This window comes from Sorangium sp. So ce119 (assembly GCF_051524405.1).
Taxonomy (GTDB): Bacteria; Myxococcota_A; Polyangia; order Polyangiales; family Polyangiaceae; genus Sorangium; species Sorangium cellulosum_G.
Window position 1 is genome coordinate 2,761,573 of the sequence record NZ_CP150310.1, and the last position, 26,150, is coordinate 2,787,722.

Genomic DNA, 26,150 nt, shown 5'->3' on the forward strand with positions numbered 1-26,150 from the left:
TGTCATGTCGGATGACCACGCGCGGGACGAGACGACGCCGGCCGGCCCGCCCGGCCTGGTGCTGCGCTCGATCGATCACGATCGCCGCTACGTGCTCGGCTTTCCGCTGCACGTGGCCATCACCGTGTGCGCCGATCGAGCCGGGGCCTGCATCCGGCGGCTGCCGCGCGCGAGCTGGGCGGGCAACGCCGGCGCGATCGGCGTCCGCCTCGCGCGGGCGGGCACCGGCGAGGAGGTCGTCAGGATCGAGCCCTCGCCGGTCGTGATCCGCGAGCTCGGCACGCCGGTGTTCTCCCTCGATCCGGGCGCGTGCCGGCGCATGCTCATCGATGTGTCGTCGTACCTGCCCGCGGGGATCGAGCCCGAGAGCTACGCGCTGGCGATCGTCTACGCGGCGCCGCCGGATCGCGTGGAGAGCCCGCCGGCGCCGATCGAGCTCGCGGCGCCGAGCCCCGAAGAGCAGAAGGAGCTGCAGCGGCTCGCGCCCGAGATCGCCCGCTTCGGCTCCTGGGGCCGCTGGACGAGCCTCCCCCCGGACGGCGGCGCGCCGGTCGCGGACCGCGTCGAGGCGGGCGATCCGCTGCGCTTCAACCGGATCTTGCGCACCCTGATGTACGGACCGGACCCGCTCTGCGACGTGGATCCGGCCCTGCTCGACGTCCTTGGCGGCGTCTACGCGCCGGAGGCGCACGCGCTCCGCGCCGAGCTCCACGCCGCGCGGGGAGACGCGGCGCGCTTCGCGGAGCAGGCGGAGCTCATCCGGACGAGGTACCCGGGGCTCGCCTACTGGATCGACCGGATCGAGGCGGGGCAGAGCGAGCTTGGCTTCGTCCGGGCGTGCCGGGCGAGGACGCGCGGCGGGGGATGAGCGGACGACGGACGAGGCGCGATCGGCGGCGATCGAGGACGCCGGGGACCACCACGGCCGCGCCCTTCTCGGGCGCGGCGCGCCGTGCCCCTTGACCGCGGCGCGCGGGGTTCCGAACATCCTCGATGGTGGACAGGAAGGTTCGTTCATGATCGACGTGCCGACGCTGGGCAGGGAGCTCGCTGGCCGGTACAGCGTGGAGGGGCTGCTCGGCGTGGGCTCGATGGGCGCCGTCTTCCGCGCGCGCCACCTCGCGCTCGCGCGGGTCGTGGCGATCAAGGTGCTCACCGGGCACGCGGACCCCAACGCGGGGGAGCGGATGCTGCGCGAGGCGCGCATCTCGGCGCTCATCAAGTCGCCGCACGTGGTGAGCTGCTACGACTTCGGCTTCCTCTCGAGCCGGTCGCCGTTCATGGTCATGGAGTACGTGGGCGGCCCGTCGCTCGCCGCGCGGCTCCAGAGCGGGCCGCTGCCGCTCGACGACCTGCGGCGCTACATGCTCCACGCGGCGCGCGGGATGGCCGCCGCGACGGAGCTCGGGGTGATGCACCGCGACCTCAAGCCGTCCAACATGCTGCTCGCGCCGTCCGGGGAGCTGAAGGTCGCGGACTTCGGCCTCGCGCGCCTGACGGCCACGACGGGCCCTTCGGCCCTCCGCGAGCAGCCCCTCACGGCCATGGGGACCGTGCTCGGCACGCCGTACTACATGGCTCCCGAGCAGGCCTGGAGCCCGCAGGAGAGCGACACGCGGGCGGACATTTACAGCTACGGCGCTTCTTTCTACCACGCGGCCACCGGGCAGCGGCCGTTCGAGGAGCAGGAGCTGCTCCCGTTGCTGCTCGCGCACCGTCAGGACATCCCGGCCCGGCCGCGGGCGCTGCGGCCCGAGCTCGATGAGGACGTGCAGGCGGTGCTGGAGCGCTGCCTGGCCAAGGACCCGAAGGACCGGTTCCAGTCGTTCGAGGAGATCGAGGCCGCGCTCGTGGGCGCGCAGAGCACGCGCTGGGGGGATCCGCACGATCTGACGCTGCACACCTACCTGGAGCAGTACCAGCGCGTCCGCCCCGTCCTCCTCGCGGGCGGCCCTCCCGGGCCGGTGACCGCGTTCCAGTTCCACGGAGACCGGACGCTGGCGATCGTGCGCGCGAACATCGCGGGCATGTCGGCCGACGCGCTCGTGAGCGCGGACGACGGGCAGCTCACCATGTCGGCCGGCGTGGCGCTGGCCCTGAACCACGGGAGCGGCGGCGTCTGCCACATGGAGACGCGCAAATACGTGCCCGTGCGGCACGGCGGGGTGGTGGTCACGTCCGCCGGCCGGCTGAGCGCGCGGTTCGTGTTCCACGCGATCACGCTCGACTGGGACCACGTGGCGACCTACCGCCCGACGCGCGATCTCATCCTGCGGCTCCTCGAAGGGTGCTTCTACCACGCGGACACGATGAAGCTCCGCAGCATGGCGCTGCCCCTGCTCGGGGCGGGGAGGGCGGGCTTCTCACCCGCCGAGTGCCTCGACACCATGGTCGAGTTCCTCGTCAAGGCGATGCTCCTCGCCGGGACCGGGCTGTCGCACGTGACCATCGTGCTCCGGGACGGGCCGTCGCTCTGAGCTCGCGTCCCGCGCGGCGGCGCCGCGCCCCGTCGCGCCGGCGCCCGCGCCGAAGGCGAGCAGGGCCATGGGGTGCCATCGACGGTAGCTCACGGAAGACGTCATCGTGACCTCGAACTCTGCTGCGGCGCGCGCCGCGCCCCGCGACGGGTCGCCGCGGCGCCGCAACGATGGGTGGGGGATGCGAATGCGTTCGCCCGCGGAGCAGTGCACAGGGCCTGCCACGCCGCGCAGCGGGCGCGCCGGCTCGCTGGAGCGACGGATCGGGCCGAGGAAGGCGGCGGGGACGTCGCCGGCGTGATGTCAGGACGCCGCAGGCGCGGGCGGGCGGGTGAGGCGCTCAGGCCTCACCGGGGGACGCCGGTTCCGGCGCGCGCGGCGCCTCAGGGCGCGCTGCGGCCGTTGCCCTGCGCCGACGCCGGCGCGGGCGCCGCGACGGAGACGCGCAGCGCGCCGATGCCCGGCGTCGCGTCCGTGGCGCCGCCGATGTCGATGACGAGCTCGTCGCCGGCCACGAGCGGCCCCACGCCCTGGGGCGTCCCCGTCGCGATGAGGTCGCCGGGCTCCAGGGTCATCACCCGGCTGATGTAGGCGACCAGCGCGGGCACGCCCCAGAGCATCTGCGCCGTCATCCCGTCCTGCCGCACCTGCGTGTTCACGAGCGCCCGCACGCGGAGCGCCGCCGGGTCGAGCTCCGTCTCGATCCACGGCCCCACCGGGCAGAACGTGTCGAACCCCTTGCCCCGCGTGAACTGCACGTCCTTCCGCTGCAGATCCCGCGCGGTGATGTCGCCGAGGCACGTGTAACCGAACACGTGATCGAGCGCCTCCTCCGGTCGAACGGCCTTGCAGCGGCGGCCGATGATCACGCCGAGCTCGGCCTCGTGCTCGACCCGGTTGCTCTCCGGCGGGAGCACGATCGACTCGCCGGGGCCGATGAGCGCCGAGGGCGGCTTGAGGAAGAGCATCGGCTCGACCGGGACGTCGTTCCCGAGCTCCTGCGCGTGCGCCGCGTAGTTGCGCCCGACGCAGACGATCTTCGTGGGGAGCACGGGGCAGACGAGGTCGACCTCCGTCCACGCCACGGCCTCTCCCGTGGTCTTGCCGCCGAGCCAGGGCGGCTCGTCGTAGACGAGCGCGGCCGCGCCCTCGAGGCGGGCGAAGAAGGCCGGGCGATCCTGTTCCGGGGGCACGATACGGGCGAAGCGCATGGCGCGAGCAAAGCGCGATCTCCGCGTCGCGGCAAGCCTGGGCCCCGCGCGCGCCGCCGCGCCGCGGGCGACGTCGGTCGCGCCGCGGACGCCGTCACGTCGCGGACGACGTCAGGGCCGCGGGCGCCGTCACCGCGGCCGTCGCGCGACGACGCGGGCCTCGTGGCGGCCTTCCTCGAGCCACCCCTCGTCGTAGCGGACCACCTCGAGCGCCTCGCCGAGCAGGCCGGGGAGCTCGCCGTCCTCGAGCAACCAGCGCGCGCTCGGGTGAGGGTGCCGCTGCAGGTTCGACCGCGTCGGATGCACAACGACGAGGTGTCCGCCCGGGGCGAGCTCCGCGGCGCAGGCCGCGAGCCGGCGCTCGAGGAAGTAGAAGATCACGATCAGGTCCCAGGGCCCCGCCGGCAGCGGGTCGCGCTCCACGTCGAGCGCGATCGCGCGCAGCGCGAGCCCCTCCCTGGCCGCGGCGCTCCGCGCGACGCCGAGCCCGACCTCGGAGATGTCGGCCAGGGTCACGTCGAGCCCGCGCCGCGCCAGCCAGAGGGCGTGCCGCCCCGCGCCGCCGGCCAGATCGAGCGCGCGCCCGCGCCGGGGGAGCAGCGGGTCGAGCGCCGTGAGCACCGCCGAGGGCGCGCCCGGATCGGCGCCCCCCTCGCGGTAACGAGCGTCCCACTTGATGCGATCGTCGTCCGACACACTGGCCTCCTGCTCGCCCGGGCGGCGCGCGGCGCCTCACCCGACACCCGGCGATGCGGGCCAAGATGGCAGAGGACGCGCGCCGAGCGTAGCCCCCGCGCGGCGGCCACGGCAGCGGAGCGCCCGGCGCCGTCCGCTGGACACGCAGAACGACCTGGCCTACCAAGCCGGCCGCCTGCCATGCCCGAGTGCCTGACCCTGGCCCCCACCCCGGATCCCCGCCGATTCCGCGCGCCCGACGGCGCCTTGCTCTCGCCGCCCGAAGGGTGGGCGTGCCTGCCGCCGGGCGACGCGGGGCTCACGCGGCGGGTGAAGCTAGCGGGCCCCTCCTGGATGGTGGTCGAAAAGCGCGGGAACAAGACGTTCTCCCGCGGCCTCTGGGCGCCGGCCGCCACGATCGACGCCGCCCGCGCGGCGCTCGACGCCGAGCGGAGCACGCCCGCCTACGCGAAGAAGCGGGAGGCGGACGCCCGGCGCCGGGAGCGCGATCAGGCGGAGTACGTGCGCGAGTTCGAGGCCGAGGTCGCCGCGTTCCTCCGGTTCTCGCCGCGCTACGCGGCGCTCGCGCAGGCGCTCGCGGTGAAGGTGACGCAGCACGCGACCCCCGTGGGCAGCGGCACCGTGGCCCGCACGGAGCGGATCCCGGTCGCGCGGCGCGCCGAGTCGGCCGTGATCGCCTGGATGCGGCACCAGACCACGGCGTACGACACGATGAGCATCCCGCGCGTGAAGGGCATGCGCCGCGAGGTGCGGCGCGAGCTCGCGCAGATCTCGCGGGCCATCCTCGATCTGCACCGCGGCGACGCGCCCCACGCGCGCGCCTCGTGCCCGCTCTGCGCGGCGCTCTGACGCGCAGGGCGCCGACGGCGGCCCGCGCGCCCGGGCGCGGCTCGACCGGGCGCCTCAGCGGTCGAGCAGCCCCTCGCTGACGAGCCGCTCGCGCAGCGCCGCGGCGCCGTCGAAGCGGTGCGCGCGCATCCCCACCGCGGCCGCCGCGTCGCAGTTCTCCGCGCGATCGTCGACGAACAGGCACTCGCCCGCGCCCACGCCGATGCGGCCCACGAGCCTGTCGAAGAACTCGCGCGCCGGCTTGCGCACGCGCAGGTGATGGCTCGAATAGACACCCTCGAACAGGACGTCGAGCGCGAACGTCTCGCGAAGCTCCTCGACCCACACCGGGTAATTGCTCGCCACGAACCGCAGCGCGCGGCCGTCGAGCGCCTCCACGATCTCCCGCACGCCGGGCAAGAAGCGGTATCCCGCGCGACGCACCCGGTTGAACGCCTCGATGTCGAACGAGACGCCCTCGGCGCCCTCACGAAAGAACCGGCGGACGAACTCGGCTTCGTCGATGTCGCCCATCTCGAACGCGGGCCAGCACGTCGGGTCGCGGTGCCTGGCGATCTCGGCCGGCGTGACGGCCCGGATCGCCGCGGCGAGCGCCTCGCGATAGGGGTCGTAGAGGACTGTATCCATCAGATCGAAACAGACCGCGCGGATCATGTGCGGCGGAGCCTAGCACCAGCGCCGTCCGATGTAAGGGTGTGGGTCACATGTGCGCACAGTGGGTATTTCGTCCATGCGGGTGAGTTGCGATGTGAGCACCTGAGATAACGTGTTGTCTGCGGCGACAATGTGGAGCATTGGGCTGCATTCTCGCCTATACTCCGCCCTGGTCTGGTCATGAGGGTCCCCGCGCCACGCGCCGGCTTGGGGCCGGCCCCCGGGAGCCTCACGCGTCGCGTTGCTTTCGTAACCCAGCGCAGGGCGCTGGTACGCGCTTGGAGAGGAGTCAGGACATGAGATTGCCCACGATGGCCATCGCTCTGTCGCTGGTCGCCGCGATCGGCGCGGCGTGCAGCGTGAACTCAGGCGCCGAGGACGGCGCCGACGCCTCTCAGAGCAGCACTGGGAGCGGGGTCGGAAGCGGTAGTGGCAGCGGAAGCGGTAGTGGCAGCGGAAGTGGTAGTGGCAGCGGAAGCGGGTCTTCCGACAATGGTTTTGGTCAGGGGGGTAATCTGAATCCGGGCGGTAATCCCGCTGCAAGCGGCGCGGGCGCCGGCGGCTCGACGGGCGCCGGTGACGCGTGCGCGACGAAGACGTCCGAGGCCGGATTCCAGCAGGTGTATCTCGCCTTCGCCTTCGACGTGTCGGCCAGCATGGGCGCGAACGACGTGGAATGGCGCAGCAAGGCGCTCAAGTGGGATCCCGTCGTCGCCGCGACGAAGCAGTTCTTCGTGGATTCCGCGTCCGAGGGGTTCAAGGCGTCGCTCACGTTCTTCCCGGGCCCGGGCGGGCGCCGGCAGATGTGCGCGAGCGAGGCGTACACGACCCCGGCTGTCCCGATGACGGTGCTGCCCTCGCCGACCTTCGGCGAGGCGATCGACGCCGTCACGCCCCCGGACGACCGTAGCTGGCGCATCGGCACGCCGACGGTCTACGCGATGGAAGGCATGCTCGAGTTCATCCAGGCGGAGCGGCAGCAGAACCCCGGGAAATACGTGATCGTGCTCGTGACCGACGGCTATCCGGAGCAGTGCGGGGTCGACGCGGACTCGATCGACCTCGTCGTGGAGCGCGTCGGCGAGGCGCTCGCCAGCGACATCTCGACCTTCGTGATCGGGGTCGACAGCCCGCCGGGGGAGGGCTCGCCGCCGAGCCTCACCAACCTGCACCAGATCGCGGCGGCGGGCGGCACGGCGGAGGCGTTCATGCTCGACACCGGCAACGCCGCTGCGACGTCGGCCGCGTTCACGGAGGCGATCGAGGAGATCCGCGGCGCCGCGGTCTCGTGCACGATCCCGATCCCGCCGGCCCCCGACGGGAGGACGTTCGACAAGCAGAAGGTCGTCGTGTCGTACACGAGCGCCGCGACCAGCACCCCGACGACCCTCGACTATGACCAGAGCTGCGCGACCGAGAGCGCGTGGCGCTACGACGAGCCGTTGAACCCGACCGCCATCGTGCTCTGCAGCGACACGTGCGCCGCGGTGCAGGCCCAGTTCGAGGTGTCGCTGGGCGTCGACTTCACCTGCGAGGACGTGATCGAGGTCCCGCTCTGAGCGGAGGCGTTCACCCGCCGGCGCGCCCTCGACCGGGCCGCGCCGGCGCGCCGGCGAGGCGCCCGCCGCTGCGCCTGGCTCAACGAGCGCACGCGGCGGGCGGGGTGAAGAGCGCCGGGACGAGGCGCCGGTAATCGTCGTGGCCGACGCCGCCGCGGAGATCGCCGCCGAGCTTGTAATAATAGGACCGCGAGGGGGCGATGCCGGCGGCCGTGTAGGCCGCCACGTCGCTCGGCATGTTGCCGAACCCGAAGGCGGGCACGACGCCCGTGCGCGCCTTGAGCCATCCGAGCTCGACGGTCTTGTAAGCGGCCGCCGCGCGGCCGGCGGCGCCCGTGACGCCCACGGTCGTGTGGAGGATGCCCGGCGGGAAGCCCCGCTCCTTCAGCCAGACGCGCGTGCTGGCCACGAGCCACTCGGGGCGCGCTGTCACATAGAAGAGGTAGACCCCGCTGGCCGCGAGGGCGTGCATTGCCTCGGGGGCGCCGGGGTGCGCGGCCGGCGGGCCGCCGCCGACGAGCTCGCCGACCATCGCCACCTCGCTCGAGGTGAGCGTCCCGTCGACGTCCGTGACCGCCACCCGCGCGTCCGGCGGGAGGACCTCGACGAACAGATCCGCGCTCGTGCCGTCGCCGGCCACGACGAGGTGGACGCGGTGCCGGCCGACCTCGAGGCGCCCCCCCGCGGTGAGATCGAGGTAGACGCGCCCGCCGGTGTCCCGGATCCCCTCGATGGTCGGGTGCGGGTGGTCGTCGTCGCTCGTCCGGAAGGCGCCGAGCCGCTCCCAGTCGCCGCTGCAGCCACGGAGTAGATAGGCCTCGACGTCCTCGTCCTCGAGATCGTCGTCGAGCGGTCCGTAAGCGAACTTGGCGATGGCCCACTGGTGCCCGTCGGCGCGCACGAAGAGGTCGCGCCCGCGGTGGCGCGGCCACCCGCTCGCGACGAGGCGCGAGCGCGTGTGCCGGAACCCGCGCGGTAGGGCGAGCGGCGGCGGCGCGTCGCAGGCGGGGCGGGCAGGGCAGGCGCCCGCTCGGGCCGGCGGCGCGGGCGTGGCGATCCCGCGCGGGGCTCCGGCGCAAGCGACGAACGACAGGGCGGCGAGGGCGAGCGTGGCGGGCGGAGCGGAGCGCAAGGCGAGACGACGTATACCGCGGCGGCGCGCGGGCGCGCGACCGGGGCGCGTCACCGCACCGCGCGCCCGGGCCGCTCGCGCCGTGGAGCCGCGCGCCGGGTCAGGTCCAGAAGCCGGTGGGGTGTCCGAGCAGCGCGCCGCCGGCCTGGCCGAACCACCCCTCCGCGGCGGCGGCGTGCTGAGAGAACGTGTGGATATCCCGGAACCGCCGCTGCACGGGCGACGCGTTCCGGGCGACGCCGCCGCCGCCGGCCTGGTAGCAGGCGTCGACGGCGCGGGCCGCGATCTCGGTCACCCAGGCCAGGGCGGCCGAGGTCCGCGGCGCCATGGCCGCGGCGGCAGCGGGGTTGTTGACGCACGCGTCCCAGAGCTCGTCCCCCGTGTCGCGGAGCAGGGCGCGGGCGGCGCGCACGCTCGTCTCGGCGCGGCCGAGGTGCACCTGGAAGACGGGCGAGTCCGCGAGCCCGGCGCGCGCGTACAGCCGCTTCTTGCCCGAGCGCGCGAGCGTCACGGTCTCGTCGAGCGCGCCCTGGGCGATGCCGACGGCGACGGCGCCCATGTGAAGCACGAAGTGCAGGACGGGCGCGACGAAGCCCGGACAGGCCACCGACGGCTGGCCCTGGAAGATATCGAAGCTGTGCTCCGCCGGGCAGAACGCTCCTTCGACAGCGATGTCGTGGCTGCCCGTGCCGCGGAGGCCGAGCACGGACCAGGTGTCGAGGATGCGCACCTCGCGCGCGGGGAACAGCATGCCCCGCATCTCTGGCGTTTCGCGCGTTTCGCGCGTTTCGCGAACATCGCCCGCCGCCCCCATCCGCGGGCGGCCGCCGTCCATGAGCACGCAGTTCCCGAACAGCCAGTCGGCGTGCTCGCAGCCGCTCGCGAAGCTCCAGCGCCCGGTGACGCGGTAGCCGCCCTCGGTCGCGTGGGCCTCGCCCTGCGCGTTGAAGCCGCCGCCGATGATCACGTCCGGCCCGCCGGAGTAGACGGCGTCGAAGCGCTCGCGCGGCAGGAGCGCGAACAGGGGCGGGCTCTCCGAGCCGAGCATCACCGTCCAGCCGGTGGCCCCGTCCGCCCGGGCGAGCGTCTCCAGGACGTCCATCCCCGTGCGCAGGTCGACCTCGAAGCCGCCATGGCTCCTCGGCAGGAACATGCGGAAGCAGCCCGCGGCCTTGAGCTGCTCGAGCAGGTCCGCCGGGAGGCGCCGCGCCTCCTCGATCTCCGCGCTCCGGGAGGAGATCGTGGGGGCCAGGTCACGGGCGGCTTGCAGCACCTTCGCTGCGTGTTCGTTCGTCATCGTCGTTCGCTCCTCGACACCGAGGAGTATCGGGACGTGTCGAGGCCGGCAAGCCGGCTCATCCCCGCGGATCGGTCACGCGGCCCATGAACAGCACGGCGCCGGTCGCCACGTCGCGGATCAGGAACGCGAACGGGTGATCCGCGCGGAACACCTCTGGCGGCGCCGGGGCCGCCCGCGTGGCCATGGCGACGCCGGTGGCCGCGGCGGCCTCGGTCCCCTCCTCGTTGACCTCCACGAACGCCTTGTGTCGCACCTGGGAGATGAAGAGCGGCTCCGCCCGCGTGATCCCGGAGAAATCGGCCTTCACATCGTCGAACGCGAGCGGCATTCCGAGCTCGATCAGGGCCTTCGAGAGCTCGAACTCCGCGGTCATCTTGAAGCGCGGGAGCGCCACGTCGACCCGCGCCGGCTCGAGCGCGTCGACATATCCCTTGAGCTGCCCGGCCGACAGGCGCTGCTCGACCTGCGGCAGCCCGTCCACCTGCGTGGGCAGGATGACGACCATCGCGAGGGGGCGCTCGGGGTTCTGCGCCTCGTACGCGAGCTCCAGCACCGCGGCGTCGGCGGTCTTCCCGAGCTTCGCCTGGAGCGTCTTGCGCATCATCGGCACCGCCGGCGCGGCGCCGGGCTTGACCGTGAACGGCTCGTTCTTTGTCGCCTTCTTGTCGAAGGGCGTCGCCCACTTTCCCTTGAAATAGATGGCGTTCGTGAGGACGAGCCGGGTGAGCGCGGTGACGCTGTTCGGCGGCATCAGGTCCTTGATCTTCGCGTTCGTCTGCTGCTCGACCCATTGATTGATGCGCGCGCGCGCCTGCTCGTGCGCGCGCTTGAAGTCGACGAGCTCGATCCCTGCGCCGTAGTGCTGCTCGGTGGTGCTCTGGAACGCGGGCTCGATCGTCAGCCCGGCCTGGCCCCAGAGGCGGTTGGCGATCCGCAGCTCGGGCGCCTTGGGGCCTGTCGCCTGCGTGAGCTCCTTCACGAGCCCGCCGAACGCGGGGTGCAGCGCCTCGGGCGGCAGGGTGAACTCGAGCGTCTTCGCCATCTGCGCCGCCGTCTCGCCCCGGGCGCCCGCGTAGGTCATGGCCAGCGCGGTCGAGACGCTCGCCGGCGAGAAGAAGAGCTTGCCCGTCGTGGCGGCGAGCTTGCCGTAGAGCCGCTGCGCGAACGCCGCGTTCGCGTCGGCAAAGGCGCCCGGCGCCGGCTGCTGCGCGCCCTGCGGCTGCGGGTTGGGCGCGGCGGGCTGGCCCGGCGCGGGCGCCGCCGCGCCGGCGGCCGGCGCGGCACCCGGGCAGACGTGCTCCCAGCGGCACGCGCCGCCCTCGGCGCGCGCGCACTGCGGGGCGGCCGTCGAGCCATCGTCACAGATGCGGGCGATCTTCGCGAGCGGGCCGCAGTCGGCAGGCTGGCACGCGGCGGTGCCGGTGTCCGGCGCGGGCGGCGGGACGTGGCTCCGGGCCTGGCACCCGAGTCCGAGGAGGCTGCACAGCGCGGTGGCGAACAGGAACCTTTGGGCCATGCCACTTCGGTACCAGCGCGCAGGGGCGCTGGGAAGCATCCTGCGGCTGCCGGATGCGAGCGGGCGGGGCCCGGGAGGCGTCACACGCTCGACCCCGATCGTCCAGGGCAGCACGCGTGTTGCCGGCTGGGGGCCGGCGCGCCTTCACGGGCAGCCCGGCGCGTCCGCGCGCCTCAGAAGTTGTGGACGAACGTGAACCGGCCAGCGAGCTTGCCCGTGACCGGCTGGAAGGTGACGGTGCTGTAGCGGCCCTCCTCCTGCGTCTCGTAGCCGAGATACATCAGGAGCTTGTTCCCCGTGCCGTAGTTCAGGCCGACGACGCCGCCGATCTGCAGGCTGGAGAGGCCGGTGTCGTCCGCCGGCGTGCCCGCTGCGCCCGGGATCTCGTTGAGGTCGACGTTGAGCTCGAGGTGCGGGCCGAGGCCGAAGTCGTCCACCGGATAGAAGAGGAGGAAATGCCGTGAATAATAGTAGTTCTGAGTGCCCTCGTTGAAGACGCTGTTGAACTGCATCATGTTCCACGACTCGAAATAGACGGGCTTCACGTCGACGTACAGATAGAGCTGAGGCGCGACCAGCGTGGCCGTCAGGTGGTTGATGAAGTCGAAGCCGATACCCACCATCGGATTGACGATGACCGGACCCAGGGTAAAGGCAGGGCCGATGTCGAACTCCGCGTACCCGCTCGTCGCGAGGTAGATGTCGCTGGCGAGGTCGAGCGGGCCGACCTTGTGCGAGGCGCCGGCCCAGACCTGGAGGCCGTAGTTGTCCGCGTCGAACCGGAACCAGCTCGCGATCGGGCTCGCCTCGGGGTTCGGCTCGGCGACCGGCTCGGCGGTGCCCGGCGCCGGCGGGACGGGCGCCGTGGTGCCCGCCGTCGCTGCGTCGCCGGAAGGCGCCGGCGCGGGCGCGATCGCGGTCGGCTCCACCGGGGGCGCCGGCGCGGTCGTCTCCGCCGGGGGCGCCGCGGCGCCCGGGTCAGCGGGGGGCGGCGCGGGATCCTGGGCCCAGGCGGCCGGGGACGCGAGCAACCCCACGACGCAAGCGAGCGCCGAGCAATATTTCCCCTTACCGTTCTCGATCATTGAACTGCCTCCTCTGCGCAACATGGCGTGAAAGCAACATGAAACGTGAAAGCAACATGCAACGTAACGGCAGCGGGCAGACAGTAACGTAGTGATGAGCCACTACGCAAAGCCCATGTGCATGGGCGCGAGAGATCAACGCCGCGCCCGCGCCCGCGCCGTGATCGAGGCGGCGCGGCGCGCGTGCCCACTGGCGCGCCGGTCCAGGCGGCGCGCCTGCCCGCGGGCGCGACGTCCGCCGCCCACGGCCCCATGAGGGCGCCGCCGGACGCGCGCCAAGGCGCCCCCTTGTCGAGCTCGCCGTTCGCGGGCGCTGCAGCGCGGCGCGCCCCGTGGCGCCGGCGTCGCGTGCTAAGGTCGCGCCGCGACAGGTTCAGAGGGAGCGCGCGACATGCTCGATGCACGCTGGTGGCAGCGGGGGATCGTCTATCAGATCTACCCTCGCTCGTTCATGGACTCGAACGGCGACGGCATCGGCGATCTCCGGGGCATCCGGTCCCGCCTCGGCCATCTCGCGTGGCTCGGCGTCGACGCGATCTGGATCTCCCCCATCTACACATCGCCGATGGCCGACTTCGGTTACGACGTGTCGGACTACCGCGGCGTCGATCCCCGCTTCGGCACGCTGGAGGAGTTCGACGCGCTGGTGCGCGACGCGCACGCCGCCGGTCTCAAGGTCATCCTCGACTACGTGCCGAACCACACCTCCGACAGGCACCCCTGGTTCCTCGAGTCCCGCGCCTCGCGCGCCAGCGCGAAGCGGGGCTGGTACATCTGGCGCGATCCGGCGCCGGACGGCGGCCCGCCCAGCAACTGGCTCAGCGAGTTCGGGGGCCCTGCGTGGGCGTGGGACGCCGCGACGGGCCAGTATTACTACCACGCGTACCTGAAGGAGCAGCCGGACCTCGACTGGCGCAACCCCGACGTGCGCGACGCGATGCTCGATGTGCTGCGCTTCTGGCTGGACCGCGGCGTGGATGGTTTCCGCGTCGACACCATTCACCATCTCATCAAGGACAGCGAGCTCCGGGACAACCCGCCGAACCCTCACTGGAAGTCCGGCATGCCGCCGCACCGGAAGCTGCTCCGGCTGTACACGACCGACCGCCCGGAGGTGCACGAGGCCGTGGCCGCCATGCGCCGCGTGCTCGACGCGTACGACGATCGGGTGCTGATCGGCGAGGCGTACCTGCCGTTCGATCGGCTGATGGCCTACTACGGACAGGACCTGTCCGGCATGCACCTGCCCTTCAATTTCCACCTGATCGGCGCGCCCTGGAGCGCGCGGGCGATCGCGGAGATCGTCCGGGAGTACGAGGCGGCGCTGCCGCCGGGCGCGTGGCCGAACTGGGTGCTCGGCAACCACGACAAGCCCCGCATCAGGAGCCGTATCGGCGCCGCCCAGGCGCGCGTCGCGGCGATGCTGCTCCTCACGCTCCGGGGCACCCCGACGCTCTATTACGGCGACGAGATCGGGATGAGCGACGTCCCGATCGCGCCCGGGCAGGTGCAGGATCCGTTCGAGAAGAACGTGCCCGGCCTCGGCGCCGGGCGCGATCCCGAGCGCACGCCCATGCAGTGGGACGGCAGCCCCAACAGCGGCTTCACGACCGGCGCGCCGTGGCTGCCGCTCGCGGCGGACGCGGATCGCACCAACGTCGAGGCGCTGCGCGCCGATCCGCGCTCGATCCTGTCGCTCTACCGCGCCCTCATCGCCCTCCGGCGGGCCGAGCCGGCGCTCGCCGTCGGCAGCTACGCCCCGCTCGCCGCGGGCGACGATCTCCTCGCCTACGAGCGAGCGCACGCCGGCCGGCGGCTCGTCGTCGCGCTCAACCTCTCGTCGCAGCCGCGCCGGCTGGAGCTCCCGGGCGGCGCCGCGGGCGGGCGCATCCTGCTGTCCACGGGCCTCGACCGGGCAGGGGAGCGGCTGGAGCCGATCGCGGAGCTCGGCCCGGACGAGGGCCTGATCGCCGAGGCGGGCGCGCAGGGCTGAGGGCCCCCGCGCCGCCGCTCACTGGAGGTGGTCGCGGTAGAAGCGGTCCCGGAAGTCGAAGAAGGGGGCGAGATCGGGGTGCTCGGCGATGCTGTGCACGGACGCGCCCGCGAGCGTCGGCCTGAAGAGGTGTCGCGACGGCGGGAATTTCAAGGGGTGCACGAGGGTCACGGCGGCGATGTCGGCGAGCGACGGCTCGTCGCCGACGAGGTACCTCGACGTCTCGAGCCGGGCGCAGAGGTCGGCGAGGGTGGCGCGCAGGATGCCTTCCGCCTCGTCGAACCGCCGGTGGACGGCCCCGAGCCGCGCCTCGGCGATCGGGACGACGGCGGCCATGGCGCGGAGCCCGGCGCTGACGAGCGGCGTTGTCGCGGCGCCCAGCGCCTCGAGGTACCGCTCGTCGCGGACGGCGTGGCGCACCCAGACGAGCGGCCCGCTCCTGCCGAGCGTGTCGTCGAGCTGCGCCTCCAGGGCGAGCACCTCGAGCCGCGCGCTGGGGTCCTCCGGCAAGAGGCGCCGCCGATCGGGGAAGGTGCGCTCGAGGTAGAGGGCGATCTCGGTGGAGTCCGCGACGACCGTGCCGTCGTGCTCGAGCACGGGGAGCTTGCGCTGGCCGGAGAGGCGGTAGATGGCGATCTGCTCGGGACCGGGCTGGTGCTCCACGATCCGGTACTCGAGCCCCTTGAAGTCGAGCGCCGCCCGGGCCTTCTCGGAGAAGTGGCTGATCGGAAAGCGATGGAGGACGATCGTCATCGCTCGTCGATACCACGGGCGAGCGCCGCTGTACCGGCGCCGCCTAGATGACGCCGAACTTCTTCCCGACCTTCTCGAACGCCTCGAGCGCGTGGTCGAGGTGCTTGCGCTCGTGGGTCGCCATGTAGCTCGTGCGGAGGACCTGCTGCTTGGGCGGGACCCCGGGGGTGATGAACGGGTTCACGTAGAGCGCGTAGTCGTCGAGGAGCGACTTCCACATCATCACGGTCTTGAGGTCGTCGCGGATGTAGATGGGGATCACGGCCGTCTCGGTCTTGCCGAGCTCGAAGCCGAGCCGCTGCAGCTCCACGCGCATGTAGGTGAAGTTCTCGCGGAGCTTCTCCTGGCGCCAGGGCTCCTCCTGCATGACCTCGAGCGCGGCCATGGCGGCGGCGACGCAGGGGGGCGCCGCGCTCGCCGCGAAGAGGAAGCTGTAGGCGAAATGCTGAATGTAATCGAGCACCTTGCGCTCACCCACGAGCCAGCCGCCGATCGAGGCGAGCGACTTCGAGAAGGTGCCGCCGATGAGGTCGACGTCCTTGCCGAGGCCGAAGTGCGCCGCGGTGCCGCGGCCGCCGGGGCCGATGACGCCGAGGGCGTGCGCGTCGTCGACCAGGAGCCGCGCCTTGTGCTTCTTCACCACCTCGACGATCCCGGGCAGGTTCGCGATCTCGCCCTGGGCGCTGAAGACGCCGTCGGTGATCACGAGCGCCCCCTCGGTGTCCGCGATCTCGGAGAGCGCGCTGTCGAGCGCCGCCGGGTCGCTGTGCTTGTACCGCACCATCCGGGCGCCGGACGCCTGCGCGAGCCGCACGCCGTCGTAGATCGACGCGTGATCGTCCTTGTCGATCATGGCGACGCTCCGCTTGTTGGCGAGGAGCGCGGAGATGGTGGCGATGTTGACCTGATAGCCGGTCGTGAACACGAGCCCCGCCTCCTTGCCGTGGTAGGCGGCGAGCTTCTCCTCCAGCTCGTTGTGGAGGCGCATCGACCCGTTCACGAGCCGCGAGCCGGTCATGCTCGTGCCGTACTTGTCGATCGCCTTCTTCGCGGCCTCTCGCACCTTGGGGTGGGTCGTCAGCCCGAGGTAGTTGTTCGAGCCGAGCATGGTCACGGTCCGCCCCTCGAGCTGCGCCTCGGGGCCGTTGTTGAAATCGAGCGGCCGGAAGAAGGGGTAGACGCCCATGGCGCGGGCGTTGTCCGCGGTCATGAACTTGTAGGCCTTCTCGAACACGTCGCGCCCGCCGATCCGCGACAGCGACGTCCGCGCCGCCATCTGGGTCGCGAGCTGCTGCTCGGCCGCCGCCGCGACGTAGGTGCCCGCGCCGTTGGCGGCGCCGTTCGCGCCCACGCCGTTCACGTGCGAGCGGGCGGCGGCCGGGGCCCTGGCGCTCACCGTCTCCTCCACGGTCGACAGCCCCGCGCCGCCGGCCGCCGGCCGGGCGGACGCGGCGCGGGACGGGGTCGCCCCGTGGACGCCGGCCTCGTCGTCGAGCGCCGGATCGATGTTCGGGAGCGCGTGGCCGTTCAGCAGGATGTCCCACGCCTCCGCGGCGCGCTCCCCGGCGGCGCGCAGGCGGTTCTTCGCATCCATGACCCCGGTGGCGAGCCGCATCACGCGATCGTTGCTGACGACTCGGACGACCCTGCCCGACGAGGCGAGCTTCTTTGCTTGGTCGACCAGACGATCCTTCATGCTCATGCCCTGGCTCCTCACGCGATCGAATTAAGGGACGCGGTCCTTCCCGCAAAAGCCGCGCCGGCGTGTCGCGTGGGGCCGCGCGCGGCCCTGCTCGATCCCGGTGCGCGTCGCCGCTAAAGCAGCCTGCGCGACGTGCGTCAACTGGGCACCACCGCGCCGCCCTGCCGTCGCCCGGCGCCCGCGGCGCGGACGCCGCGCAGGCGCATTCCGCGTCGCGCAGCGGGCTTCGCGCGGTGCGCCGCCGCCTTCGCAGAGGCCGCCCGCCTCGCCGCGCGGCGGACCCCGCACCCGAGCGCAACTCCCCGGAGATAGGCGCACCGCGGCATGGGCCGAGGTGCAACTCGTTGCGGAGTGGTGGGCGCCGGTGTAGGAAAAGTTTTCAGGGTCTATGCGCCGTGTCCTGGTTGTCGACGACGAAGAAAACCTGCGCCTCGTGGTGCGCACGTTCCTCAAGCGGGACGGCTATGAGGTCGAGGCGGTCTCGAGCGGCGAGGAGGCCCTCGCGATGGTCGAGACGTTCGGGCCCGACGTGATCCTCACCGACGTCCGGATGCCCCGGATGGGCGGGCTCGATCTGCTGGCGACGCTCAAGGCCAAGGGCAACGAGGCCACGGTCATCGTGATGAGCGCGTATGGCAACATCGACCTCGCGATCGAGGCGATGAAGGCGGGCGCCTACGATTACATCCAGAAGCCGTTCAAGGCCGAGGAGGTGCTGCTCACGCTCCGCAAGGCCGAGGAGCGGGAGGCGCTCCGCCGCGAGAACCGCGCCCTTCGCCAGGAGATCCGGCGGGAGAACTTCTTCGAGGAGATCCTCGCGAAGAGCCCGCCGATGCAGGCGATCTTCAAGACGATCGCGAAGGTGGCCGAGTACAAGACCACGGCGCTCATCACGGGCGAGAGCGGCGTGGGCAAGGAGCTCGTGGCCCGGGCGATCCACCGGCGGTCGAGCCGGCGCGGCGGGCCGTTCGTGGCGGTCAACTGCGGGGCGATCCCGGAGAACCTGCTGGAGAGCGAGCTCTTCGGGTACAAGCGGGGGGCGTTCACCGACGCGATGAACGACAGGGCGGGGCTGTTCGAGCAGGCGAACCACGGCACGCTGCTGCTCGACGAGATCGGCGAGCTGCCGCTCTCGCTGCAGGTGAAGCTGCTCCGGGTGCTCCAGGAGGAGACGATCCGCCGCCTGGGGGACAACCGGGACATCAAGGTCGATGTCCGCATCCTGGCGGCGACGCACCGCGATCTCGCGGCCGAGACCCAGGCGGGCCGGTTCCGCGAGGACCTGTTCTACCGGGTCAACGTGCTCCCGATCGCGATCCCGCCGCTGCGCGAGCGGCGCGAGGACATCCCGATCCTGCTCGATCACTTCCTCGCGCGGAACAACGCGCGGTTCGGCATGAACATCCGCGGCTTCGAGCCCGAGGCGCGCCGGCTGCTCCTGGAGTACCGGTGGCCGGGGAACGTCCGGGAGCTGGAGAACACCGTCGAGCGCGCGATGGTGCTCTGCGAGGGCGAGCGCATCGGCGAGGCCGACCTGCCCGACCGGATCCGCGAGGCGCGCGACCCCATCCAGATGCAGCTCACGAGCGGGGAGCTGTCGATCAAGAAGACGTCGCGCGTGATCGAGGAGATCCTCATCCGGCGGGCGCTCCAGAAGACCAAGGGCAACCGGACCAAGGCGGCCGAGGTGCTCGAGATCAGCCACCGGGCGCTGCTCTACAAGATCAAGGACTACCGGATCGATCTCTGACCACCACGGGACGTCCGGAACACGGCGATCCGGCCGAGTCGAAGGGCGTTATTTCCCCGGATGTCCGGGAGGGGCTCCCGCCGATGGACGGGTGACGACATCCTCGGGCGGGCCACACAACAGCTCCCTTGCGCCCGTCCCTCCAGGGGGGTACGTCGTCGCGCCCGACCCATGAAGAAGAATTACGTTCTCGACGCGAACGTCCTGCTCCACGACCCCCACGCGATCTTCAAGTTCGAGGACAACGACGTCATCATCCCGATCTACGCGATCGAGGAGATCGATCAGTTCAAGCGGGAGGGGTCCGAGCGCGGGCGCAACGCGAGGACCATCGCGCGGCTGCTCGACGAGGTCCGCGGCGCCGGGACGCTCGCGACCGGCGTGCTCCTCGAGAACGGCGGGACGCTGCGGATCGCCATCCCGGAGCGGCGGCCGGAGCTGCTCGTGGGGCTGGAGTCGGGCTCGCAGGACAACGCCATCCTGCAGACGGCGATCGACATCCGCGACCGGCACAAGGACCGGCCGACCATCTTCGTGACGATGGACACGAACCTCCGGATCCGCGCCGACGCGCTCGGGATCCCGGCGGAGACGTACGAGAACCAGCGGGTGCACGATCCGTCGATCGAGCAGTCGGTGGTCGAGCTCGAGGTGCCCGGCGCCGAGGTCGACGCGTTCTTCCAGAACGGCTTCCTCGCGGGCGCCAACCTCGCGGATCTGTTGCCGAATGCGGCGGTGCTCCTCCGCGACGCGGGGGCGCCGAGCCACACGGCGCTCGGCCGCTTCGACGCGGCGCGCGGGCAGATCGTGGCGCTGCGCGTCGGCCGGGAAGGGGTGATGGGGGTGCGGCCGCGCAACAAGGAGCAGGCGTTCGCGCTCGACCTGCTCCTCGACGATTCCGTCCGGCTGCTCACGCTGGTCGGCAAGGCGGGGACGGGCAAGACGCTGCTGGCGCTCGCGGCGGCGCTCAAGCGCACGACGGAGGACAACGCCTACAGCCGGCTGCTCGTGAGCCGGCCGATCATGCCGCTCGGGCGCGATCTGGGCTTCCTTCCGGGCGACGTGGACGAGAAGCTGAACCCGTGGATGCAGCCGATCTTCGACAACCTCGAGTTCCTGTTCTCGAACGGCGGCACGAAGCCGGGGCGCGACGCGCGCGGCTTCGTGGAGCTGCTCGAGAGCGGGCAGATCCAGGTCGAGCCGCTGACGTACATCCGCGGGCGCAGCCTGCCGCACCAGTACCTCATCGTGGACGAGGCCCAGAACCTCACCCCGCACGAGGTGAAGACGATCATCACGCGGTGCGGCGAGGGGACGAAGATCGTGCTGACCGGCGATCCGCAGCAGATCGACAACCCGTACGTGGACCACGCGTCGAACGGGCTGCTCGTGGTGGCGGAGCGGTTCAAGCGCGAGCGCATCGCGGGGCACGTGGTGCTCGCCAAGGGCGAGCGCAGCGAGCTCGCGGAGCTCGCGGCGAACCTGCTCTGAGGCAGGCAGCACCGGGCGCGCGGCGCGATCGCGGGGCGAGCGGGGGCGGGGCGAGCGTGGCGAGCGTGGCGAGCGTGGCGAGCGTGGCGAGCGTGGCGAGCGTGAAAGGAGCGGAGGGTCGTGGCGCGGCGTCCTCGGGCTAGGGCGGCGGAGCACAACGCGCCGCCGGCCTGGGTGCCGGACGCGGACCGGCTCCTCGGCGCGGCGGCGCGGCGGATCCGCGTCGTCGGCGCGAGCACGCCGGTGAACCTGGTGGAGGAGCTCGCGCGGCTCGCCGCGGCGTGGGGGCGGAGCGGCGCCGAGGTCCCGCGCTTCACGTACGCGCCGGCGCAGGACCACAGCGACGTCCGGAGGGCGATGGAGACGGCCGCCGAGCGGCTCGCGGAGCAGGGGGAGCTCGGCGCCGTGTACGCCGGCCGCGCCCGCGAGCTCGCCGCGGAGGCCGCGATCTGCGAGGCCGCGGGCGGGGCGGGGTGCTGGGCGGCCGCGCGCCTGCGCTACGCGGCGCGCGACGCGTTCGACGAGCAGGCGGACGCGCTCGCCGCGGCCTGGGCCGAGGAGGAGGCGGGGGCGGCGGCGCGCGAGGAGGCGCGGGTGCGGAGCGACGACGCGCGCGCGCCGGGGTCGCTCGTGTCGCGGATGCGGCGCGAGATCGGGGCGCGCCGGTTGCCGCTGCGGGTGGTGATCGCGGACATCGCGCCGCTCGCCGCGACGGGCGACGGGGTGATCCAGGTGGCGCGCGGGCGCATGCTCACGCGCGACGACGTGGAGCGCACGGTGCTCCACGAGATCGAGGGGCACGCGGCGCCCGGCGTGCGCGCCGCGGCGCTCCCGCTCGGGATCTTCGCGATCGGGACGGCGAACGGCGGCGACGATCAGGAGGGCTGGGCGCTCGCGCGCGAGCGCGCGGCGGGCTACCTGGTCGGCGCGCGGCGGAGCGAGCTCGGGCTGCGCCACCTGGCTGCGCGCAGCGTCGAGCGCGGGGCGGGGTTCGTCGAGACCGCGCGGCTGCTCGAGGCGCGCGGGGCGCGCTCCACCGCGGACGCCCTGCGCATCGCGGCGCGCGTCCACCGGGGCGGCGGCCTGGCGCGGGAGGTCGTCTACCTGCCGGCGCTGCTGCGGGTCGAGGCGCTGCTCCTGGCGCACCCGGCGCTCGGCCAGGTGCTCGCCTCGGGCAGGGTCTCCGTGAGCGCGGCAGCGTCGCTTGCGTCCTGGGCGCAGGGGAGCTGACCGACCGAGGTTGGGGGAGCCGACCGAGGTTGAGGGAGCCGACCGAGGTTGGGGGAGCCGACCGAGGTTGAGGTGAACCGAGGTTGAGGGAGCAGCCGACCGAGGTTGAGGTGAGCCGACCTAGGTTGGGGTGGAGGTGAACCGACCGAGGCTGCGTGAGCGGTGAGCTGGCGACCGTGGTTGCCGGGTTCGAGCCGGAGGTTGGGAAGCCGGGAAGAAAATTCCGGGCATCCCCTGAACTTCATGCCTTCCCGCGAAACCTATCCGGTGAAATGGAGGACCGCGGGTCGGCGAGCGGAGCGAAAGGGGGCTGCGTGAAGGGAAGGATCACTTCAGCCGTGCGAGCACGGCATGGAACACGCTTGTCGTGTCCGCCGGGAAGCAGGGTGTCCCGCGCGCGGGGTCTCGCCCCGGTCGACAGCGCGCCGCGCGGAGCCGCATCCGGGAGGGCGGGGCGCGGAGGGGCCAACGGGCGGAGGGGGACATGAACTCGAAGAAGACCATGGAGCGAGGCTCCAGACGGGCGCCCAGGGGAATCGAGGCCCCGACGGTGGTCCTCAAGGACGACCTTCATGTCGTCGATCTCGGCGCCGGCGTGATGCTCGACGTGTTCATCAACGTCGAGGGCCGGCTCACGACGTTCGTCAGCCTGGACGGCCAGCTCATCGCCGAGCTCCGCGTCGCAGGTCACGCCTGAACGGAGGCGACGCCGCTTCGAACAGAGAGGCATGGAGACGGGGCGAACGACCCGAGCGTTTACCCCGCCCTCACGCTTCTCTGTGCGTGTCGTCGCGCCGCCCCCGCCGCTCGCCGCGCCCGGGCGCCCCTCCAGCGGTCACGGTCCCGAGAACTCCCGCACCACGCGCAGGATTCCCTCCCCGTAGCTCGAGATCTTCGCCTGCCCCATCCCGCGCGCGAGCGCGAGGTCGTCGAGCGACGCGGGCCGGATCCGGGCGATCTCGCGGAGCGTCCGGTCGTGCGCGATGACGTACGCGGGCAGCGCCTTCTCCTTCGCGAGCGCCGCCCTGTGGGCGCGGAGCGCCTCGAACAGCGGGACATCCTGCTCCTCGAGCTCGACGCCGGGCCCGTCGCCCGCCGCGCGCGAGGCGGCGAGGGCAGCGGCCGCCTCGGGGGGCGCCGCGCCGGCGTGGGCCGCCTCCGCCGATGACGGGGGCGCGGCCGGCCGCGCGCGCGCCGGCGCGGACGCCGCGGCCGTCGCCGCCGGCGCCCGCGCGGCGGGCGAGGGGCCCGGCGCCGCGCGGCGCAGCGGCTTGCGGCGCGCCGCGGGGAGCGGGAGCCGCACCCGGGCGGGCACCTCGCCGCGCATCACGCGCCAGCCCGCCGGCGTGACGAGCGGGACCGGGAACTCGCCGGTGGTGAGATCGATCCAGGCGTTGGCGAGCAGGACGCGCAGGATCGACATCGCCTCGTCGTGGCTCTTCCCCTCGAGGACGCCGAACGTGGAGAGCCGGTCGAGCCCCATGCGGCGGACGCGCTCGTTCGACTCGCCGACGAGCATCGACGCGATCGCCTGCATCCCGGCGCCGCCCTTCACCCGCGCGACGCCGGCGAGCGCGCGGCGCACGAGGTCGTTGTCGCGGGCGAGCGCGGCCGGGTCGCTCGCCTCCAGGGCGTCGACCTCGAGGCAGACGTCGCAGTGGCCGCAGCCGCCGAGCGACTCGGCCTCGTCGCCGAAGTAGCGGAGGATGAAGTCGTGCCGGCAGGTCGCGGCGTCGACGTAGCGGAGCAGCTCGCGGAAGAGCCCCCAGGCCCGCGCGGCGTCGTCCGCGTTCGCCTCCACGCCCCCCTCGCCGAGCTGGCACAGCCGCCGGCGCAGCGCGATGTCCGCGGGCGCGAAGAGCAGGAGGCCGCGCGCCGGATCGCCGTCGCGCCCGGCGCGCCCGACCTCCTGGTAATAGGCCTCGATCGACGACGGCGGCTGGGCGTGCACGACCAGGCGGACGTCGGGGCGGTCGATGCCCATCCCGAAGGCGTTCGTGGCCACCACCACGGAGAGCGTGCGGTCGGCGAAGCCGGCCGACAGGCGCGCGCGCGACTCGGGGGCGAGGCCGGCGTGGTACGCCTCCGCGTTCCAGCCGGCGTCGCGGAGCGCCTCGGCGAGCCGCTCCGCGCCCTTGCGGGTCGCGGCGTAGACGATGCCCGCGCCGCGGGGTCGCCCGGGGTCACCGAGGGCGTCGGACAGCGCCCGCGCCGTGCGGCGCCCGGCCTCGCGCGGGCCGTCGACCGCGGAGACCTGCAGGTGGAGGTTGGGCCGGGCGAACCCGCGCAGGATCACCTTGGGCGGCAGCTCTTCGGATCCGCGCGACCCACGCGACCCGCGCCCCTCCTCCACCTCGCCGTCCTCGTCGGAGGAGCGCAGCGGCCAGCCGAGCCGGCGGATGATCTCGTCGCGCGCATCGGGGGTCGCGGTCGCGGTGCAGGCGAGCACCCGGGGCGGGCGGAGGCGCGCGAGCGCGGCGCCGATGCGCAGGTAGTCGGGCCGGAAGTCGTGCCCCCACTGCACGATGCAGTGCGCCTCGTCGATCGCGACGAGCGAGAGCCGGCTCGCGGTGAGCGCCTCGAGGAAGCCGTCGAGCGCGAGGCGCTCGGGCGCCGCGTAGACGAGCTTGTACTCGCCCCGGCGGAGGGCGCCGAGGCGGCGGCCGTTCTCCTCGCGCGAGAGGCTGGACGCGACGAACGTGGCGGGGATGCCCCGCGCCTCGAGCGCGCGCACCTGATCTTCCATCAGGGAGATGAGCGGGCTCAGGACGAGCGTCGTGCCGGGCAGGGCGACGGCCGGGAGCTGGTAGCAGAGCGACTTGCCGCCGCCGGTCGGCGCGACAACGAGGACGCGGCCCGCGCCCCCGAGCAGGGCGTCGATCGCCTCGCGCTGCCACGGCCGGAACGAGGCGATGCCGAACCGCTCCGCGAGCACGGCGTCGATCGACGGCGGCGGGCCCTCGGGAGGGCGCAGCAGGGAGGGGGCGAGGCGCTCGGTCAGGATGGACAAGGGGGGCTCTGCGAAGACCATGGCCGCGGCCTCCAGCGAGCGCCGTGCCCGCCGCGAGCCCTAGCATTTCCGCGCGCTTGCGTCGCGGCAGGGGTGGCGGCGCCATGGCGGCCCCGGGATCGTCCCGCGCGCGAGCGTGGGCAGGGTCGGTGGGGGAGCGGCGATCAGGCCTGGACGACGCCGATGCCCTTGGCCAGCGCTTCCATGTCGTCGAAGTGATAGATGTGGCGGCCGGGCTTCCCCTGGAGCGCGGCGGCGATCATGGCGCCGGCGACGGTCCTCGCGTCGATCGGGCGGTACCTGCGCAGGCCTCCCTTCATCGTGAACCGGAGCGTCTGCGCCGCCGCGACGCCGATGGCCTCGCCCTTCCTGACCTCGCCCCGCTCCCCGAGCAGCAGGCTCGGGCGCATGACGTGCACCGACGCGAAGCTCGCGGCGGAGAGCTCCTGCTCCAGCTCTCCCTTCACGCGCAGGTAGAAGCTCGTCGAGCGCGGATCGGCGCCGACGGAGGAGACGAGGACGAGCTGCTTCACCCCAGCCTTCTCGGCGAGCCTGGCGACGGAGATCGGGTAACGATAGTCGATCTGATAGAAGGCCTCTTCGGAGCCGGCCTTGGCGATCGTGGTCCCGAGGGCGCAGAACACGTCGGTGACGCCGGCGAACTCGGCGCCGTCCAGCCGATCGAAGTCGACGATGCGCTGGGAGAGCCGCGGATCCTCGATCGGGGCGGGGCGGCGCAGCAGGGCGACGACCCGCGCGTACGCGGGCTGCTGCACGAGGAGGCGCAAGCAATGGCCGCCGACGAGGCCTGTTCCTCCCACGATGAGGGCTGTCTTGTCGACCGTCATGAGCTCCATGTCCCTGCAGAATCGCCTGCGGAGAGAGCGCCGCCGCGGGGATCCACAGCCGTACCGCGCAGCGTAACCGAAGCAGCGCTGGATCGATAGCGGCCGCCCGCGCCGCAGGCGGCCGGGCTGGGCGACAGCGGCCGACCTTGCGTGGCGCGGGCGGCCGGCCTGGGCGGGACTCCCACGCTTCCTTCCTTCGTGTGTGCGGGCTCTACAGTCCCCCGGTCGCCGGGCGGGGCCGCGGCGCGCTGCTCACGCGGGGGTGGGGCTGGCCTTCTGCGAGAACTTCGTCCGCTGGGCGTGGAACGCCCTGACGGCCATCGGGATGACCTGCTCCCGGTGCTTGGGTACCATGTTGTTCGGGAGCTGCTCCACGGGCCACCAGGTGCCCGTGGCCGGGACCTCGGCGAGCTTCGCCTGATGGACCCGGGACAGCATCCAGCCGCGCGCGGCGGCCGAGAAGTAGTCGCCGATGAACGTGAAATCGGAGATCGCCACCCCGACCCGATCGAGGACGTGCTCGGGCTGCTCGCCCGGCGAGAGGACGCTCCCGGGGCAGCCCCACGCGCCCGGCTCCGACTCCGACGCTCCGCGCTGGGTCAGGAGCACCTCCAGGGCGCCCGAGTCGGCGTTCTTCCGGAGGCACACGGCGTCCGCGGCGAGGTGGATGGGGAGCCGCGAGATGGCGTTGATGAGCGAGCTGCCGATCGGTTCCCTGGGATCGACGTGCCCGAGCAGCCAGTCGGTCACGGACTTGAAGAGCCTCATCGGGTCACCCTCCTCGACGGCGTGAGGTGGGACCGCCGGCTCGTCGCCGCGGGACGCGCGTCCAGGCGAGCGCGTCGCTGCTGCTCGGTCCTGGACGTCGTTCCAGAGCCGTTGGTCGTGCCGCTC

Annotated in this window: 21 protein-coding genes; 9 read left to right on the forward strand and 12 right to left on the reverse strand. The window is 72.9% G+C overall.

Annotated features, from left to right (window positions below; translation table 11 throughout):
* The first annotated feature begins 4 nt into the window (after positions 1 to 4).
* Entirely contained in the window at positions 5 to 868 is an 864-nt protein-coding gene (locus WME76_RS10590; protein WP_437960026.1) for a hypothetical protein, read from the forward strand.
* Between the two features lie 148 nt (positions 869 to 1,016).
* Positions 1,017 to 2,477 carry a serine/threonine-protein kinase gene (locus tag WME76_RS10595; protein WP_437960027.1) on the forward strand — a complete coding sequence of 487 codons (1,461 nt, stop codon included), beginning with the start codon at positions 1,017 to 1,019 and terminating at the stop codon, positions 2,475 to 2,477.
* A 383-nt stretch (positions 2,478 to 2,860) separates the two neighbouring features.
* Here the strand turns inward: WME76_RS10595 and WME76_RS10600 are convergent, their stop codons facing one another.
* On the reverse strand, positions 2,861 to 3,688 hold the full coding sequence (locus tag WME76_RS10600) for a fumarylacetoacetate hydrolase family protein (RefSeq protein WP_437960028.1): 828 nt from the start codon (positions 3,686 to 3,688) through the stop codon (positions 2,861 to 2,863).
* A 129-nt stretch (positions 3,689 to 3,817) separates the two neighbouring features.
* The gene (locus tag WME76_RS10605; RefSeq protein WP_437960029.1) at positions 3,818 to 4,384 is read right to left on the reverse strand and encodes a class I SAM-dependent methyltransferase; all 567 of its coding nucleotides are present in this window, start codon (positions 4,382 to 4,384) and stop codon (positions 3,818 to 3,820) included.
* Positions 4,385 to 4,564: 180 nt separating this feature from the next.
* On the opposite strand from WME76_RS10605, the gene WME76_RS10610 reads away from it, so the two are divergent.
* Entirely contained in the window at positions 4,565 to 5,233 is a 669-nt protein-coding gene (locus WME76_RS10610) for a DUF2293 domain-containing protein (RefSeq protein ID WP_061616679.1), read from the forward strand.
* Positions 5,234 to 5,287: 54 nt separating this feature from the next.
* On the opposite strand, the gene WME76_RS10615 is transcribed toward WME76_RS10610, so the two are convergent.
* A complete protein-coding gene (locus WME76_RS10615) occupies positions 5,288 to 5,887 on the reverse strand; it encodes an HAD family hydrolase (RefSeq protein WP_437960030.1) in 600 nt (199 codons plus the stop codon).
* Positions 5,888 to 6,183: 296 nt separating this feature from the next.
* Between WME76_RS10615 and WME76_RS10620 the strand changes: the two genes are divergently transcribed.
* On the forward strand, positions 6,184 to 7,446 hold the full coding sequence (locus WME76_RS10620) for a vWA domain-containing protein (protein ID WP_437960031.1): 1,263 nt from the start codon (positions 6,184 to 6,186) through the stop codon (positions 7,444 to 7,446).
* Between the two features lie 79 nt (positions 7,447 to 7,525).
* Here the strand turns inward: WME76_RS10620 and WME76_RS10625 are convergent, their stop codons facing one another.
* The 4 genes from WME76_RS10625 to WME76_RS10640 form a co-directional block, all read right to left on the reverse strand.
* Positions 7,526 to 8,578, reverse strand: coding sequence for an LNS2 domain-containing protein (locus tag WME76_RS10625; protein ID WP_437960032.1), 1,053 nt, complete (start codon positions 8,576 to 8,578; stop codon positions 7,526 to 7,528).
* 100 nt (positions 8,579 to 8,678) lie between these two features.
* Entirely contained in the window at positions 8,679 to 9,875 is a 1,197-nt protein-coding gene (locus WME76_RS10630) for an acyl-CoA dehydrogenase family protein (protein ID WP_437960033.1), read from the reverse strand.
* Between the two features lie 58 nt (positions 9,876 to 9,933).
* The gene (locus WME76_RS10635; protein WP_437960034.1) at positions 9,934 to 11,394 is read right to left on the reverse strand and encodes a serpin family protein; all 1,461 of its coding nucleotides are present in this window, start codon (positions 11,392 to 11,394) and stop codon (positions 9,934 to 9,936) included.
* 173 nt (positions 11,395 to 11,567) lie between these two features.
* Entirely contained in the window at positions 11,568 to 12,479 is a 912-nt protein-coding gene (locus tag WME76_RS10640; RefSeq protein WP_437960035.1) for a hypothetical protein, read from the reverse strand.
* A 391-nt stretch (positions 12,480 to 12,870) separates the two neighbouring features.
* Between WME76_RS10640 and WME76_RS10645 the strand changes: the two genes are divergently transcribed.
* Positions 12,871 to 14,472, forward strand: coding sequence for an alpha-amylase family glycosyl hydrolase (locus WME76_RS10645; RefSeq protein ID WP_437960036.1), 1,602 nt, complete (start codon positions 12,871 to 12,873; stop codon positions 14,470 to 14,472).
* A gap of 18 nt (positions 14,473 to 14,490) precedes the next feature.
* On the opposite strand, the gene WME76_RS10650 is transcribed toward WME76_RS10645, so the two are convergent.
* On the reverse strand, positions 14,491 to 15,225 hold the full coding sequence (locus WME76_RS10650; protein ID WP_437960037.1) for a glutathione S-transferase family protein: 735 nt from the start codon (positions 15,223 to 15,225) through the stop codon (positions 14,491 to 14,493).
* A 43-nt stretch (positions 15,226 to 15,268) separates the two neighbouring features.
* Positions 15,269 to 16,927, reverse strand: a complete 1,659-nt coding sequence (locus WME76_RS10655; protein ID WP_437960038.1) for an aminotransferase class I/II-fold pyridoxal phosphate-dependent enzyme — start codon at positions 16,925 to 16,927, stop codon at positions 15,269 to 15,271.
* A 388-nt stretch (positions 16,928 to 17,315) separates the two neighbouring features.
* On the opposite strand from WME76_RS10655, the gene WME76_RS10660 reads away from it, so the two are divergent.
* The 4 genes from WME76_RS10660 (at position 17,316) to WME76_RS10675 (ending at position 22,095) form a co-directional block, all read left to right on the forward strand.
* Positions 17,316 to 18,677: a sigma-54-dependent transcriptional regulator gene (locus tag WME76_RS10660; RefSeq protein WP_061613881.1), complete on the forward strand. Its 1,362-nt coding sequence runs from the start codon at positions 17,316 to 17,318 to the stop codon at positions 18,675 to 18,677.
* 171 nt (positions 18,678 to 18,848) lie between these two features.
* Positions 18,849 to 20,168 (forward strand): PhoH family protein, encoded by a 1,320-nt coding sequence (locus WME76_RS10665; RefSeq protein ID WP_437290698.1) that lies wholly within the window; start codon positions 18,849 to 18,851, stop codon positions 20,166 to 20,168.
* Positions 20,169 to 20,288: 120 nt separating this feature from the next.
* Positions 20,289 to 21,398, forward strand: coding sequence for a tyrosine/phenylalanine carboxypeptidase domain-containing protein (locus WME76_RS10670; RefSeq protein ID WP_437960039.1), 1,110 nt, complete (start codon positions 20,289 to 20,291; stop codon positions 21,396 to 21,398).
* Between the two features lie 484 nt (positions 21,399 to 21,882).
* Positions 21,883 to 22,095, forward strand: a complete 213-nt coding sequence (locus WME76_RS10675; RefSeq protein ID WP_061613018.1) for a hypothetical protein — start codon at positions 21,883 to 21,885, stop codon at positions 22,093 to 22,095.
* A 138-nt stretch (positions 22,096 to 22,233) separates the two neighbouring features.
* Here the strand turns inward: WME76_RS10675 and WME76_RS10680 are convergent, their stop codons facing one another.
* From WME76_RS10680 to WME76_RS10690, 3 genes are all read right to left on the reverse strand, one after another.
* Entirely contained in the window at positions 22,234 to 24,429 is a 2,196-nt protein-coding gene (locus WME76_RS10680; RefSeq protein WP_437960040.1) for a RecQ family ATP-dependent DNA helicase, read from the reverse strand.
* 143 nt (positions 24,430 to 24,572) lie between these two features.
* On the reverse strand, positions 24,573 to 25,265 hold the full coding sequence (locus tag WME76_RS10685; protein WP_437960041.1) for an oxidoreductase: 693 nt from the start codon (positions 25,263 to 25,265) through the stop codon (positions 24,573 to 24,575).
* 243 nt (positions 25,266 to 25,508) lie between these two features.
* Positions 25,509 to 26,024 carry an NUDIX hydrolase gene (locus WME76_RS10690; protein ID WP_437960042.1) on the reverse strand — a complete coding sequence of 172 codons (516 nt, stop codon included), beginning with the start codon at positions 26,022 to 26,024 and terminating at the stop codon, positions 25,509 to 25,511.
* Positions 26,025 to 26,150 lie beyond the last annotated feature (126 nt).

Coding starts and splice junctions, on each gene's coding strand:
- WME76_RS10640 (WP_437960035.1), bottom strand. CDS start 12,479: ATGATCGAGAACGGTAAGGGGAAATATTGCTCGGCGCTCGCTTGCGTC.
- WME76_RS10680 (WP_437960040.1), bottom strand. CDS start 24,429: ATGGTCTTCGCAGAGCCCCCCTTGTCCATCCTGACCGAGCGCCTCGCC.
- WME76_RS10690 (WP_437960042.1), bottom strand. CDS start 26,024: ATGAGGCTCTTCAAGTCCGTGACCGACTGGCTGCTCGGGCACGTCGAT.
- WME76_RS10685 (WP_437960041.1), bottom strand. CDS start 25,265: ATGGAGCTCATGACGGTCGACAAGACAGCCCTCATCGTGGGAGGAACA.
- WME76_RS10615 (WP_437960030.1), bottom strand. CDS start 5,887: ATGATCCGCGCGGTCTGTTTCGATCTGATGGATACAGTCCTCTACGAC.
- WME76_RS10645 (WP_437960036.1), top strand. CDS start 12,871: ATGCTCGATGCACGCTGGTGGCAGCGGGGGATCGTCTATCAGATCTAC.
- WME76_RS10600 (WP_437960028.1), bottom strand. CDS start 3,688: ATGCGCTTCGCCCGTATCGTGCCCCCGGAACAGGATCGCCCGGCCTTC.
- WME76_RS10660 (WP_061613881.1), top strand. CDS start 17,316: ATGCGCCGTGTCCTGGTTGTCGACGACGAAGAAAACCTGCGCCTCGTG.
- WME76_RS10635 (WP_437960034.1), bottom strand. CDS start 11,394: ATGGCCCAAAGGTTCCTGTTCGCCACCGCGCTGTGCAGCCTCCTCGGA.
- WME76_RS10590 (WP_437960026.1), top strand. CDS start 5: ATGTCGGATGACCACGCGCGGGACGAGACGACGCCGGCCGGCCCGCCC.
- WME76_RS10655 (WP_437960038.1), bottom strand. CDS start 16,927: ATGAGCATGAAGGATCGTCTGGTCGACCAAGCAAAGAAGCTCGCCTCG.
- WME76_RS10610 (WP_061616679.1), top strand. CDS start 4,565: ATGCCCGAGTGCCTGACCCTGGCCCCCACCCCGGATCCCCGCCGATTC.
- WME76_RS10620 (WP_437960031.1), top strand. CDS start 6,184: ATGAGATTGCCCACGATGGCCATCGCTCTGTCGCTGGTCGCCGCGATC.
- WME76_RS10665 (WP_437290698.1), top strand. CDS start 18,849: ATGAAGAAGAATTACGTTCTCGACGCGAACGTCCTGCTCCACGACCCC.
- WME76_RS10650 (WP_437960037.1), bottom strand. CDS start 15,225: ATGACGATCGTCCTCCATCGCTTTCCGATCAGCCACTTCTCCGAGAAG.
- WME76_RS10675 (WP_061613018.1), top strand. CDS start 21,883: ATGAACTCGAAGAAGACCATGGAGCGAGGCTCCAGACGGGCGCCCAGG.
- WME76_RS10595 (WP_437960027.1), top strand. CDS start 1,017: ATGATCGACGTGCCGACGCTGGGCAGGGAGCTCGCTGGCCGGTACAGC.
- WME76_RS10630 (WP_437960033.1), bottom strand. CDS start 9,875: ATGACGAACGAACACGCAGCGAAGGTGCTGCAAGCCGCCCGTGACCTG.